14 protein-coding genes are annotated in these 13,248 nt (G+C 71.7%); 9 read left to right on the forward strand and 5 right to left on the reverse strand.

The window, feature by feature from the left end:
* Positions 1–29 precede the first annotated feature (29 nt).
* From BCF44_RS08845 to BCF44_RS08865, 6 genes are all read left to right on the forward strand, one after another.
* Positions 30–734, forward strand: a complete 705-nt coding sequence (locus BCF44_RS08845) for a hypothetical protein (RefSeq protein ID WP_116173707.1) — start codon at positions 30–32, stop codon at positions 732–734.
* A 34-nt stretch (positions 735–768) separates the two neighbouring features.
* The gene (locus tag BCF44_RS55385) at positions 769–945 is read left to right on the forward strand and encodes a hypothetical protein (protein ID WP_170217426.1); all 177 of its coding nucleotides are present in this window, start codon (positions 769–771) and stop codon (positions 943–945) included.
* An 87-nt stretch (positions 946–1,032) separates the two neighbouring features.
* Complete coding sequence (locus BCF44_RS08850) at positions 1,033–2,478, forward strand: MFS transporter (protein WP_116173708.1); 1,446 nt, start codon at positions 1,033–1,035, stop codon at positions 2,476–2,478.
* Positions 2,475–2,891, forward strand: a complete 417-nt coding sequence (locus tag BCF44_RS08855) for a MarR family transcriptional regulator (RefSeq protein ID WP_116173709.1) — start codon at positions 2,475–2,477, stop codon at positions 2,889–2,891. The genes BCF44_RS08850 and BCF44_RS08855 overlap by 4 nt, the downstream gene beginning before the upstream one ends.
* 37 nt (positions 2,892–2,928) lie before the next feature.
* Entirely contained in the window at positions 2,929–5,706 is a 2,778-nt protein-coding gene (locus tag BCF44_RS08860) for a DEAD/DEAH box helicase (protein WP_116174239.1), read from the forward strand.
* Positions 5,699–6,400, forward strand: a complete 702-nt coding sequence (locus BCF44_RS08865; RefSeq protein WP_116173710.1) for an SWIM zinc finger family protein — start codon at positions 5,699–5,701, stop codon at positions 6,398–6,400. Before BCF44_RS08860 ends, BCF44_RS08865 begins: the two co-directional genes overlap by 8 nt.
* Here BCF44_RS08865 and BCF44_RS08870 read toward each other — a convergent pair.
* Positions 6,369–7,445, reverse strand: a complete 1,077-nt coding sequence (locus BCF44_RS08870; protein ID WP_116174240.1) for a J domain-containing protein — start codon at positions 7,443–7,445, stop codon at positions 6,369–6,371. The two genes, BCF44_RS08865 and BCF44_RS08870, sit on opposite strands and share 32 nt — an antisense overlap.
* Before the next feature lie 82 nt (positions 7,446–7,527).
* Between BCF44_RS08870 and BCF44_RS08875 the strand changes: the two genes are divergently transcribed.
* Positions 7,528–7,968 (forward strand): hypothetical protein, encoded by a 441-nt coding sequence (locus BCF44_RS08875; protein ID WP_116173711.1) that lies wholly within the window; start codon positions 7,528–7,530, stop codon positions 7,966–7,968.
* Positions 7,969–7,988: 20 nt separating this feature from the next.
* Here BCF44_RS08875 and BCF44_RS08880 read toward each other — a convergent pair whose 3' ends face one another.
* Entirely contained in the window at positions 7,989–8,474 is a 486-nt protein-coding gene (locus BCF44_RS08880) for a ClpX C4-type zinc finger protein (protein ID WP_116173712.1), read from the reverse strand.
* Between the two features lie 47 nt (positions 8,475–8,521).
* Here BCF44_RS08880 and BCF44_RS08885 point away from each other — a divergent pair, with 47 nt between their 5' ends.
* On the forward strand, positions 8,522–8,986 hold the full coding sequence (locus tag BCF44_RS08885; protein ID WP_116173713.1) for a DUF3995 domain-containing protein: 465 nt from the start codon (positions 8,522–8,524) through the stop codon (positions 8,984–8,986).
* Here the strand turns inward: BCF44_RS08885 and BCF44_RS08890 are convergent.
* From BCF44_RS08890 to BCF44_RS08900, 3 genes are read right to left on the reverse strand one after another with little or no spacing between them, the layout of a single operon-like run.
* Positions 8,895–9,764, reverse strand: coding sequence for an HpcH/HpaI aldolase/citrate lyase family protein (locus tag BCF44_RS08890; protein ID WP_116173714.1), 870 nt, complete (start codon positions 9,762–9,764; stop codon positions 8,895–8,897). The two genes, BCF44_RS08885 and BCF44_RS08890, sit on opposite strands and share 92 nt — an antisense overlap.
* Positions 9,757–10,818, reverse strand: coding sequence for an HpcH/HpaI aldolase/citrate lyase family protein (locus tag BCF44_RS08895; protein ID WP_116173715.1), 1,062 nt, complete (start codon positions 10,816–10,818; stop codon positions 9,757–9,759). The genes BCF44_RS08890 and BCF44_RS08895 overlap by 8 nt, the downstream gene beginning before the upstream one ends.
* A gap of 6 nt (positions 10,819–10,824) precedes the next feature.
* Complete coding sequence (locus tag BCF44_RS08900; protein WP_116173716.1) at positions 10,825–12,006, reverse strand: citrate synthase; 1,182 nt, start codon at positions 12,004–12,006, stop codon at positions 10,825–10,827.
* Between the two features lie 92 nt (positions 12,007–12,098).
* On the opposite strand from BCF44_RS08900, the gene BCF44_RS08905 reads away from it, so the two are divergent.
* The gene (locus BCF44_RS08905) at positions 12,099–13,247 is read left to right on the forward strand and encodes a citrate/2-methylcitrate synthase (protein ID WP_116173717.1); all 1,149 of its coding nucleotides are present in this window, start codon (positions 12,099–12,101) and stop codon (positions 13,245–13,247) included.
* The last annotated feature ends 1 nt before the right edge of the window (position 13,248 follow it).

Below are 13,248 nucleotides of genomic sequence, written 5' to 3' on the forward strand. Positions count from 1 at the left end.
CGCGAGCCGGCTCACGCTACCTTCTGGCGGTGGGTCTGTTCACCAGCCCGTGCCCGGTGGACGCGCGGGAGCAGAAGTGGATCGAGGAGTCCCTGACCTTGTTCCGGACCGTCTTCGGCGAGCCCCGCCCGGTGGTGGAATCCCTTGCCGGGGACGTCTTCGCGGCGGTGTGCCGGCACATGGAGGTCGATCCGGCGACGATCACCGTCGAGCTGTACGGCGACACCGGCGAGCAGGATCTCAGCCGCGCCGCCGGGCTCACCTACCGCTCGCGCGGCGCCGCCGGCCATTACCGGCGGGAGGGCGGCCGCCCCGTCGTCGCCGTCGACCAGACCCTCGCGCCAACCCCGCTCATCGCCACCGTCGCGCACGAACTCGGCCACGTGCGCCTCGACGCCCTGAACGTCATCCGCGACCGCGCCGACCACGAGCCGCTCACCGACCTGCTCACCGTCCACTTCGGCCTGGGCATCTTCGCCGCCAACGCCGCCTTCGACTTCAGCCAGGACAGCCGGCGGTGGTCCACCCGGCGGCTCGGCTACCTGACCGAGCCGATGTACGGCTACGCGCTGGCCTGCCACGCCTGGCTGCGTGGCGAACGGCGGCCGGCCTGGGCGCGCCGCCTGGACACCAACCCCCGCGTCTACCTCCGGCGCGGCCTTCGCCACCTGGCCCGCCACGCCGCTCCGTCCGGTCTCCCGACCGTGCTCGAGAAGGGGAATTTCTCGCAGTGAAGGCCACGAATGCGCCCACCGGACCGAGGTGTGCATGACCAAGACCAGGCGGCTCTCGCCCGCCGGTCGCCGGCGGGCCGAGCTGATCGCCGCCGGTCGGCTGCGACCCGGCCGCCGTCGCGGCCTGTCCATCCTGCGGGCGCTCCCACCCGACCAGGACGGCCCGACGCTGACCGAGCTGCTCCTGCGGGAGCGCTCGCTCCGACGCTGACCGTGAAGCGAAACACGGTTTCCCCTTCGGCCGGATAGTTGTACGCTCATAACTATTACAGTCGTACAACTACCCCGAGGGGACCGTGTGCCTGAGCTGAGCCGTCGCCGCCGGCAGCTCGTGCTGGCCATCTGCTGCATGAGCCTGTTCATCGTCGGTCTGGACAACACGATCGTGAACCTGGCCCTGCCGGCGATCCAGCGTGACCTGCACGCCTCGGTGTCGAGCCTGCAGTGGACCATCGACGCCTACGTGCTGGTGCTGGCCAGCCTGCTGATGCTGGCCGGCTCCACGGCCGACCGCGTCGGCCGCCGCCGCACCTTCCAGACCGGCCTCACGCTGTTCGGCCTGGGCTCCCTGCTGTGCAGCGTGGCCCCGAGCGCGGGCGCGCTGATCGCCTTCCGGATGGTGCAGGCGATCGGCGGCTCGATGCTCAACCCGGTGGCCATGTCGATCATCACCAACACCTTCACGGACGCCCGCGAGCGCGCGAAGGCGATCGGCGTCTGGGGCGGCGTGGTCGGCCTGAGCATGGCGCTGGGCCCGCTGGTCGGCGGCACGCTGGTGGAGTCGGCCGGCTGGCAGTCGATCTTCTGGATCAACGTGCCGGTGTGCCTCGCGGCGATCATCCTGGCCGCGAGGTTCGTGCCGGAGTCACGCTCGCCGCGGCCGCGCCGGATCGACCCGGTGGGCCAGCTGCTGGTGATCGTCCTGTTCGCCGGCCTGACCTACGGCATCATCGAGGGCCCGGGCCACGGCTGGGGCTCGCCGGAGATCATCGGATGCTTCGCGCTAGCAGCGCTAGCGGCGCTAGGTATCGCCCTGTACGAGCCGCGCCGCCGCGAACCCCTGCTGGAGCTGCGGTTCTTCCGCAGCGTGCCGTTCTCCGGCACCACCCTGATCGCGATCGCCGCCTTCGCGGCGCTGTCGGGTTACCTGTTCCTCAACGCCCTCTACCTCCAGCAGGCCCGCGGCCTGTCGCCGCTGGAAGCGGGCCTGCTCTCGCTCCCGTCCGCAGCGGTGACAGCGATCCTGTCACCGCTGTCGGGCCGCTGGGTGGCCAACCGCGGCCCCCGGGTGCCGCTGATCGTGGCCGGCCTCGGCATGATGGCCAGCGGGCTGATCCTGACCCGGCTCGGCCTGACCTGGCCGATCCCGCTGCTGCTGATCCCGTACGTCTTCTTCGGCATCGGCTTCGGCGTCGTCAACGCCCCGATCACCAACACCGCGGTCTCCGGCATGCCCCGCGCCCAGGCCGGCGTCGCCGCGGCGGTGGCCTCGACCAGCCGCCAGCTCGGTGCGGCGCTGGGCGTGGCGATCATCGGCGCGGTCGTCACCTCGCACGTGGCCGGCCCGTTCCCGACCGGTTTCACCGCGGCCAGCCACCTGGGCTGGTGGATCATGGTCGGCTGCGGCGGGCTCGTGCTGTCGCTGGGTATCCTGACCACGAGCCGGTGGGCTCGGCGCACCGCCGACACCGCGGCGGCGACCTTCGACAGCGACGAGCCCAGGATTCCGGTGACGACGTCATGACCACGCAGACCGCGAGCCGGGCCTGGCAGGCGATGCGGTCGCTGGTGCTGGAGCAGCACGACCGCCGCGCCGAGGTATGCCAGGCGCTGGACATGAGCTTCATCAAGGTCAAGGCCCTGCGCAAGCTGGCGACGTACGGCCCGCTGACCATGCGCGAGCTGACCGACATGCTGGCCACCGACAAGCCGTACACCACGCTGGTGGTGGACTTCCTGGAGGACCGGGGCCTGGTCGAGCGCACCCGGCACCCGGAGGACCGCCGGTGCAAGATCGTCTCGGTCACGGCGCAGGGCGCGGCCGAGGCGGCGAAGGCGGACGCGATCATCAACGTGCCGCCGGCGCCGCTGCTGGCGCTGCCGGCGCAGGATCTCGCCGAGCTGGACCGGATCCTGGGCACGCTGGCGGGCGACTGACTTGCTGCTGCACGGTTTGTGCGGGCCGGACGGCCGAATGGCGCTGTGGGCCGAGGATCCCGCGCTGCCCCGGACGTCCGACGGCGACGCGCATCCGTTCGCGGTCGCGCCGCCGTTCGGCAAGCCCGAGACCCGCACGATCTCGCTGCCGTCGACCGAGGCCGGCCCGCTGGCGTCCACCGATCCGTCGGACGGGCAGCGGTTGCGGCCGTGGCTGGTGCCGGTCGGCGTGATCGACGCGGCGGTGCTGGCCGATCTGCCGGACGATTTCGGTGACTCGGTGCGGTTCCTGGCCGATGTCGCGGCGTTCGCGGAGGACCTGGTGTCACGCGGCCGCGTCGTGCCGGACGAGGAATCCCGTTGGCGGGCCGTGCTGTCCGGTGTGGACTCGGCGCGCTTCGTCGCACTGGCCGGGGCGATGCCGCCGGCGTGCCGGGCGGAGTCGCTGGGGACCGACTCCGGCGCGACCCTTCAGTCCACGGTGGACCGCCTGGTGGACGACGAGGTCCGGCAGCGGCTCGGCGGCGTGCGGCTGAGCCGCGGCCGGGCCGAGCTGGACCGATGGCTGGCGGCGCTCACCGGTGCGCCGAAATCGTTCCCCGGCCTGGCGAAACCGCTGGCGGCGTGGCGCGCCACGGCGGCGTCGGACAGCCCGGTGCGGACATGCTTCCGGCTCAGCTCGCCGGACCTGGAGGACGACGACTTCTGGCTGCTGGAAGTGCTGTTGCAGTCGGTGGACGACCCGAGCGTACTGGTGCCGGCGAAGCAGATCTGGCACGGCAACGACGACGTGCTGTACCGGTGGGTCGACGATCCGCAGGCGCAACTCCTGGCCGATCTCGGCCGGGCGAGCCGCCTGCATCGGGGGCTGGAGCAGCTGCTGCGGCAGTCGCAGCCGGCCGAACTGCGCACGGACGTCGAGGGCGCCCACGCCTTCCTGCTCGACGCCGCCCTGCTCACCCAGGCCGGCTTCGCCGTGCTGCTGCCGGCCAAGTGGGGGCATCTCGGCCTGCGGTTGTCCGCGCGGAGCCCACAGGCGATCGGCGCCGTCGGCCGCGAGCGCGGTATGGGCCTCGACCTGCTCGTCGACTACAGGTGGCAGCTGGCGCTGGGCGGCGAGCCGCTCACCGAGGCCGAAATGGCGGCGCTGTCCGCCGCCAAGGTCCCCCTCGTGCGACTGCGTGGCAGGTGGCTCCACCTGGACCGCAAACGTTTGGCAGCAGGTCTCGAGTACCTCGGCCGATCCGGTCGGGGCACCATGACGGCCGGCGAGGTGCTGTGGGCCGAGCAGGCCGACCTGCCGCTGCCGGTGACCGACGTGCACGCCGAGGGCTGGCTCGGGCAGCTGCTGTCCGAGCACTCCGACAAGCGGCTCGAACCCGTCGACAGCCCGGCCGCGTTCACGGCGACGCTGCGGCCGTACCAGCAGCGCGGGCTGGCGTGGCTGAGCCTGATGGATCGCGTCGGGCTCGGCGCGTGCCTGGCCGACGACATGGGGCTCGGCAAGACCGTCCAACTGCTGGCCCTCGCCGTGTCGACGGCCGGCCGCGGGCCGACGCTGGTCGTGTGCCCCATGTCCGTGGTCGGCAACTGGCAGCGCGAGGCCGAACGGTTCGCGCCGACGCTGTCCGTGCACGTCCACCACGGCGACGACCGCCTCGGCTCCTCGGAGCTGGCGCGGCACGACCTCGTGATCACCACCTACGGCGTGGTCGCCCGGGACGTGGTCAATCTGTCCGAAGTGGACTGGGACCGGGTGGTGCTCGACGAGGCGCAGTACGTCAAGAACAGCTCATCCGTGCAGGCGCGTGCCGTGCGGGCGCTTCCGGCGCGGCACCGGGTCGCGCTGACCGGCACGCCGGTGGAGAACCGGCTGGCCGAGCTGTGGTCGGTGATGGACTTCCTCAACCCCGGACTCCTGCGCACCGAGCACACCTTCCGCGCCCGCTTCGCCGTGCCGATCGAACGCTTCGGCGACCAGGACGCCGCCGCCCGGCTGCGCCGGATCACCGGCCCGTTCCTGTTGCGGCGCTTGAAGACCGACCGGTCCGTCATCGACGACCTGCCGGAGAAGTTCGAGGTGCGCCAGCTCTGCAACCTCACCGCCGAGCAGGCCACGCTGTACAAGGCCGTCGTCGACGACATGCTCGGCCGCATCGGCGAAAGCCGTGGCATCAAACGCAAGGGCCTCGTGCTGGCCGCGATGACCAAGCTCAAGCAGGTCTGCAACCACCCCGCCCAGCTGCTCGGCGACGGCTCCCCTGTGGACGGTCGCTCCGGCAAGGTCGCGCGGTTGGAGGAGATCGTCGAGCAGGTGCTGGCCGACGGCGACAAGGTGCTGTGCTTCACGCAGTTCGTCGCGTTCGGACGGATGCTCGTCGGGCACCTCTCGTCGCGGTTCGGGATCGAGGTTCCCTTCCTGCACGGCGGAACCCCGCAGCGGTCGCGGGACGAGCTGGTCGCCCGCTTCCAGTCCGCCGACGGACCGTCGGTGCTGCTGGTGTCGCTCAAGGCCGGCGGCACCGGGCTCAACCTCACCGCCGCCAACCATGTCGTGCACCTGGACCGGTGGTGGAATCCCGCCGTCGAGGACCAGGCCACCGACCGGGCCTTCCGCATCGGGCAGCGCCGCGACGTGCAGGTGCGCAAGTTCGTGTGCGTCGGGACCCTGGAGGAGCGGATCGACCGCCTGATCGCCGAGAAGCGGGCGTTGGCGCAGCTCGTGGTCGGGGCCGGGGAGAGCTGGCTGACCGAGATGTCCACCAGTGAGCTGCGGGAGCTGATCACCCTGGCGCCGGAGGCGGTCGGTGAGTAGCGGCCTCGGCGCGCAGTTCGTCGCCGTCCTCGAATCCCTCGGCATGGCCTCCCGCCTCCGTCAGGGCCGGGCCGCCGCGCGCGCCGGGCAGGTGCTGAGCATGTCCTTGTCCACCAGCGTTGTCGTCGGCCAGGTGCAGTCGGGCCAGGTCGTGCACCGGTGCCGCATCGGCATCAAGGCCTTCACCAAGCCCGAGTGGGTCGCCGTCGAGAAGGCCCTCGCCGGCCAGGCCCTGCACGCCGCCCGCCTGCTCGCCGGCGAGGTCCCGTACGAGATGTTCGCCGACCTCGGCCTGCGGCTGTTCCCCGACGACATGCGCGAGCTGGCCATGGACTGCACGTGCGACACCTGGGACATGCCCTGCCTGCACCTCGCCGCCGTCTGCCACCTGCTGGCGGAGATGTTCGACCAGGACCCCTTCCAGGCCCTGGCCTGGCGCGGCCGCGGCCGTGACGAACTGCTCTCCCGCCTGGGCGAATTCCGCCGCAGCACCCGGGAAGCCCCGCCCGTCAAGGGTTTCTGGCGCCGCCAGCAGCCGGTCACGGTCGCCCCGGCCGAGGCCGTCGACCGCCCCGACGCCGTACTCGACGAGCTCGCTCCCCTGCCGCTGGAGCTGCGCGGCGACCGGATCACCGACCTGCTGCGCCCGGCCTACGAGAAGCTCAGGACACCACCCGGTCCAGCACGGTCCTGAACACGTCGCGGTCCACAGTGGACGGGTCGGCGGCGAACCACTGGCCGAGCTCCGCCACGAACCGCTGCGGGCTCATCGGGGGCGCCAGCGCGTCGTCGGGGTCGCCGGTCGACACCTCGCCGGCCCGGCTGGGGTAGATCAGCACGGCGCCCCGCACCTCGACGCCGGGCAGCAGCTCGGCGAAGGCGTCGATGGAGTCGTCCAGACGCACTGCCCCGCCGCGGAACGGGTGGCCGTTGCGCCACATGGCGCCGGTCTCGTCGACCTCGTAGTGTCCGGGCAGCCACAGCTTGGACTCGATCAGCACGAGCCGGTGCCCGCACAGCACGGCGTGGTCGACGTCGGCGAACACGGAGTCGGGCAGGCCCAGGCCGTGGAAGATGCGCAGCCCGGGCAGCCGGGTCAGGTACTTGGCCAGCAGCTCGGCGGTCAGCTTCTCGGCCCGGTCGCCCGGCAGCCCGAACGCCCTGCTGGTGCCGATCTCGGCGGTGAAGGCCTGGTGCTCGCGTTTGGCGGCGAGCAACCCCCGCCCCATCCGGACCAGAACGACGACGGCGGCGGCCATGAGCACCAGGACAACGGCGAGTAAAAGGGGACTCAGGTTGATCGCCAGCAGGATGCCCAGCAGCACCAGCAGGCTGGCCAGCGCGACGACGACGGGGGCGTGACCGGGCCCGAGGTGCGGCACGTAACGGACACGCTCGCCGGCGTCGACGGTCGGCCACCACGGGATGCCCCGGGGATCGATCCGCGGCAGTTTCGGCACGTAGTCGGGGTCGTCGCCGAAATCCCGCCGCGGCGCGGGTCTTCTCGCGGTGCGCGGGGCGGGCGGCGCGGGCTCGGGCTGGTCGCCGAGGTCGTAGCGGGCACGCAGGGTCGGGTCGGTGAGCGTCTCGTACGCGACCTGGAGCAGCCGGAACGTGCCGGCGGTGCCGCCGGCGTCGGGGTGCATCACCTTGGCGAGCGCCCGGTAGGCCGACTTCACCTCGGCGGCTGAGGCACCGCGGGAGACCCCGAGCAGTTCGTAGTAGTCGACCTCGGCCACGGCGCACACCCTAGTGCAGCCCCGAAAATGTTGATCATGCAGGTTTCAGGCCAGGTTCAGCCTGGTCGCACACAGTGGAGTCATGACACGCAGAACCAGGACGGCCCTCATCGCAGGCGCCGCCGCCGCGGCCCTGGTCGCGGGCGGTGGTGTCGCCTACGCCGTGAGCGCTCCCACCTCCACCACCACATCCACCCCCGCGGCATCGGCGCCGGCCAAGGCCAAGCACCACAAGACACTGCTCGGCCGCGTCGCCCACGGCGAGGTCACGCTCGACGGCAAACAGCACCGCGTCGTCGACGTGCAGCGCGGCCAGGTGCAGTCGGTCAGCTCGACGTCGATCAGCGTCAAGAGCGACGACGGCTTCACCGCGACCTACACCGTCAACGGCGACACCAAGGTCCGCAAGGACGGCAAGTCGGCGGCGATCGGCGACGTGCACAACGGCGACAAGGTCGTCATCGCCGCGACCAAGGCGAACGGGACGGACACCGTGAACCGCCTCGCCGACCGCACCAAGTAGCGGTCGAAGGTCCTGGCGGTCTAGACCTGGGTCGCCAGGACCTCGGCGCAGAACTCCAGGCAGCGGTCGCAGATCCGCACGCCCGCCTCCTCCGCCAGCCAGCCGTCCACGCCGGCCGGCCGGTCGCAGAACGAGCAGTCCGCCGAACTCGACGCCAACGGCGGCTGGGCACGAAACCGCCGCACGCAGCCGTCGCAGACGAACACACCCGGCCCGGCGATGAGCCGCTCGACGTCCTCGGCGGTGGCGCCGCAGAACGAGCAGTCGCCGACCTTGAGCCGCGGCTTCCACCCCTCGGTGCCGCCGGCCTCGTCGATCATCTGGTGCACCCGCTGGTGGCTGATGTCCAGCGCGTCGGCGATCTCGCGCAGCGACGCCCCGGCCAGGTGCAGCCGCCGCACCGCGTGGTGGTAGTCGGCCTTGGCGAGTTCGGTACGCTCCTGCGCCTCGACCCACTCGGCGGCGGCCGCGCGGGCGTCGCGCAACAAGTCCCGGTCAACCGGCATCTGTCTACCGTATATAGACAGCCCAAATCCGTCTAGTATCACTGGACATGTGGGGGAAGTTGGCGGCGTGCTGGTGCGCGCTGTTCGGGGCACTGCACGTCTACTGGGCACTCGGCGGCGGCATCGGGCTGGCGGCATCGGCCGGCCCGGACCTCGCCGCCGGCCGGCCGCTCCTGTTTGTCCTGTTCGGACTGTGGGGCGTCGCCGTGCTGCTGGCTGCCGGAGCGGCGTTCTGCCTGCTCCGGCATCCGTGGCAGCGGGTCGGTCAGTTCGTCGGGGCGATCCTGGTCGCCCGGGCCGTGCTGGTCGAGATCACGTTGTTGACCGGCATCGCCGACGTCGGCGCGGACGAGCGGTTCTGGAGCCTGGTGCTGTGGAACCCGTGGTTCCTGCTCGGCGGCGTGCTGTGGCTGCTGGCGTTCAACCGATCGCCTCGACGGCGTCGGCGAGCGCGAGCAGGCGGCGGGCGTCGTCGACGTGCAGGTTCTCGATCATCCGACCGTCCACGGTGACCACGCCGTCGCCGCGCCCGACGGCCTCCTCGAACGCCTCGATGATCCGCCGCGACCGCTCGATCTCCTGGTCGGACGGCGCGAACGCCCGGTTGCACGGTTCGAGCTGGCTCGGGTGGATCAGCGTCTTGCCGTCGAAGCCGAACTCGCGGCCCTGCCGGCACTCGGCGGCGAAACCGTCGAGATCCTTTACGTCGTTGTAGACGCCGTCGAGGATCTGCTTCCCGTACGCACGCGCGGCGAGCAGGCACAGCGACAGCCCGGTCAGCAGCGGCGCGCGGCCGGGAACGTGCTGAGCCTGCAACTCCTTGGCCAGGTCGTTGGTGCCCATGACCAGCACGGTCAGCCGGCCGCTGGCGGCGGCGATCTCCTTGGCGTGCAGGATGGCGACCGGCGTCTCCACCATCGCCCAGATCTTGGTGCGGTCCGGGGCGCCCTCCTGCTCCAGGAGGCGTTCGACGGAGTGCACGTCGGCGGCGGAGTTGACCTTCGGCACGACCACGGCGTCCGGGCCGACCTTGGCGGCGGCGCGCACGTCGTCCTCGTGCCAGGGCGTGTCGCAGGCGTTGACGCGGATGGTCAGCTCGCGGCGGCCGTACTCGCCGGACGCGACGGCGGCGCAGACCCGGTCGCGGGCGGCGGGTTTGGCGTCCGGCGCGACGGCGTCCTCCAGGTCGAGGATCAGCGCGTCGGCCGGCAGCGTCTTGGCCTTCTCCAGGGCACGCTCGTTGGCGCCGGGCATGTACAGCGCCGACCGGCGCGGTCGCAGGTCAGTCATCCGACACCTCCGCGTACGCCTTGGCCAGCTCCGGGTCCTTGGCCGCCAGCGCGTCGGCGAGTTCCGCGACCACGCGGCACTGCTTGACGGTGGCGTCGTCCTGCATCTTGCCGTCGATCATGACGGCGCCGGTGCCGTCGCCCATCGCGGCGATCACCTTGCGGGCCCAGGAAACGTCCGCCGGCGACGGCGAGAACACCCGGCGGGCGATCTCGATCTGCGCCGGGTGCAGGCTCCACGCGCCGACGCAGCCGAGCAGGAAGGCGTTGCGGAACTGGTCCTCGCAGGCGACGACGTCCCGAATGTCGCCGAACGGCCCGTAGTACGGCAGGATCCCGTGCGCCGCGCAGGCGTCGACCATTCGCGCGATGGTGTAGTGCCAGAGGTCCTGCTGGTAGGTGTGCCGACCGGCGGTCAGGTCGTCGCCGACGGGATCGGTGCGCACCAGGTAGCCGGGGTGCCCGCCGCCGACGCGGGTGGTCTTCATCCGACGGCTGGCCGCGAGGTCGGCCGGGCCCAGCGACATGCCCTGCATGCGGGGGCTCGCGCCGGCGATCTCCTCGACGTTGGCGACGCCGCGGGCCGTCTCCAGGATCGCGTGCACCAGGATCGGCCTGGTCAGGCCGGCCTTCGCCTCCAGCTGGGCGAGCAGCCGGTCGACGTAGTGGATGTCCTCGGCGCCCTCCACCTTCGGCACCATGATCACGTCCAGCTTGTCGCCGATCTCGGTGACCAGCGTGAGCAGGTCGTCCAGGCCCCACGGCGAGTCCAGGCTGTTCACCCGCGTCCACAGTTGGGTGTCGCCGAAGTCGGTGGCCTTGGCGACGGCGACCAGGCCGGCCCGCGACGCCTCCTTGCGGTCGGCCCGGACGGCGTCCTCTAGGTTGCCGAGCAGCACGTCCACCCTGGGCGCGAGGTCGGGCACCTTGGCGGCCATCTTCTCGTTGCCGGGGTCGAAGAAGTGGATCATCCGGGACGGCCGGAACGGGATCTCGGTCAGCGGCTGCGGCGCGCCGACCGCGAGCGGCCGGAAGAAGTCCTTGGCGGAACGCATGGCCGATCATCGCTCCGGACGGTCGCCGGTGTACACGCCGAGTGGTCGAAACCTCAGTCCGGGTTCGCGGTACTCCTCGATGGCGTGCGCCAGCCAGCCGGCGGTGCGGGCCAGCGCGAAGATCGTCTCGCCGGCGTCGGGATGCAGGTCGTAGGCGTGCATCAGGGCGGCCAGCGCCAGGTCGACGTTGGGGAACGAGTCGGCGGCGACGATCACCGCGTCGACGGTGCCCATCACGTGGTCGGCGTCCGGGTGGGTGCGCAGCAGGCCGATCAGCACGTCGGCGCGGGGGTCGTGGGCCTGGTAGACGCGGTGCCCGAAGCCGGGGATGCCACCGGCGCGCTGCCGCTCGGCGATGGCGCGCAGCGGGTTGTCCTTCGCCTCGGCGAGGAACCGGTACGCCAGCGTGCTCTGCACGCCGTGGTACCGGCCGTCGACCGCGCCGAGGCCGGCGGACACCACCGCGTACGGGTGGGCGCGGGCGCTGGCGGCGACGCGCGCGGCGACCGTCGACGCGGCGAGGTCGTGGTCGGCGAGCAGCACCAGGGCGATGTTGAGCAGGCCGAGGTCGATGGGGCGGCCGCCGAGCTTGCCGGCGAGCCGCTCGGCGATCAGCGGCGAGTCGACCTCGTCACCGGGCAGCGCGTCGACGAGGACGCTGATCAGCCGCTGGCCGACGCGCACGACGGCGGGGGTGGTGAGGTCGAAGCGGAGCGGGTCGACGGCGCCGAGAACCGCGACGGCGACCTTCATCGCGTCGAGCGTCCCGGTTTGCGGCGGCAGAGCGGCCAGTGCCGTGCGGACGGTCTCGACGCCCCGGTCGTAGCGGCGGAAGTTGAACGTCTTGTCGAGTTCGCCGGTCCAGAGGAGTTTGGCGACGGCCTCGAAGCTGACCGTCAGCGCGAGTTCGCCGGCGTTGTGGCCGCGGTAGAAGAGCAGGTCGTCGTCGAGCAGCGTGAGTTCGGTGCGGATCCGCTCGACGGCGCCGGACAGCTGTCGACCGTCGCGTCCGCTCGCGACGAACTCGTCGATCTCGTCCTGCGCGAAGAAGCTGCCACGGCGGCCGGGCAGGCGCGTGCTGCGCAGCATGCCGCGGCTGGCGTAGGCGTAGACGGTCTCCGTCTTCACGCCCAATCGGCGCGCGACCTCGGCGGTGGTCAGGTAACGCTCATCACTCCCGTTGGCCACGACCTGCGACTCCTCGCCTCATCTTGACTGTATCAACGTTGACAATAGTTGATTGTCAAATCGACAGTTGACCAGTCGAGACGGAGGTTGTCATGGATGTACCGGCTGGTCTACGTGACGTCGTGGTCACCACGACCGAACTCGGCGACGTGCGCGGCGCCGAGGGCTTCTACCACTACCGCGGCTATCCGGCGATCGACCTGGCCAGGACCAGGACGCTGGAGGACGTCTGGTTCCTGTTCGTCGAGGGCCGGCTGCCCGACGCCGCCGAGCGCCTCGATTTCGCCGAGAAGGTCGCGGCGCTCCGCGTGCTGCCCGACGACGTGCGGGAGGTGCTGCCGGCGATCGCGCGTGCCGGGTCGACCTTCAGGCCGCTCGCCGGTTTGCGCACGGCGCTGTCGCTGATCGCCGCCGCCCGCGACCTGCCGCCGGTCTGGGACGCGACGCCCGCCCGCCGCCGGGCCGACGCTTTGCTGGTCAGCGCCGTCACGCCGACGATCCTCGCCGCATTGCACCGCCTGCGCGCCGGTCGTCAGCCGCTGGAACCTCGTGCGGACTTGTCGGCGGCGGCGAACTGGCTGTATCTGGTCACCGGCGAGAATCCCGACGAAAACCAGGTCGCCGCCGTCCAGAGCTATCTCGTCGCGACGGTGGATCACGGTTTCAACGCGTCCACGTTCACCGCCCGGGTCGTCGCGTCCACCGGCTCGGACGTCGTCTCCGCGGTCGCCGCCGCGATCGGCGCGTTCGTCGGCCCGCTGCACGGCGGCGCGCCGGACCGTGCGCTGGACAGCCTCGACGAGATCGGCTCCCCCGACAAGATCGACGCGTGGGCCCGCGGCAAGGTCGCCGCCGACGACCGGATCATGGGCTTCGGCCACGCCGTCTACCGCACCGAGGACCCGCGCGCCCGGATGCTCCGCGAGATCGCCCTGGACCTGGCGGCCAAGGGCTTCGCCCCGGACCTGGCCGAGTTCGCGGTCACGGTCGAGCGCCGGATCGTGGAGGTCCTGGCCGAGCTGAAGCCGGGCCGGCAGCTCTACGCCAACGTCGAGTTCTACGCCGGCGTCGTGATGGAGCAGTGCGGCATCCCGCGCTCGATGTTCACGCCGACGTTCGCCGCCAGCCGGGTCATCGGCTGGTGCGCGAACGTGCTGGAGCAGGCCGGCGGCGGCAAGGTCATCCGCCCCGCCGCCCGCTACATCGGGCCGCCGGCGCCGCAGCCGGTGCCGGCGGCCTGAC

The organism is Kutzneria buriramensis (assembly GCF_003387475.1).
Lineage (GTDB): Bacteria > Actinomycetota > Actinomycetes > Mycobacteriales > Pseudonocardiaceae > Kutzneria > Kutzneria buriramensis.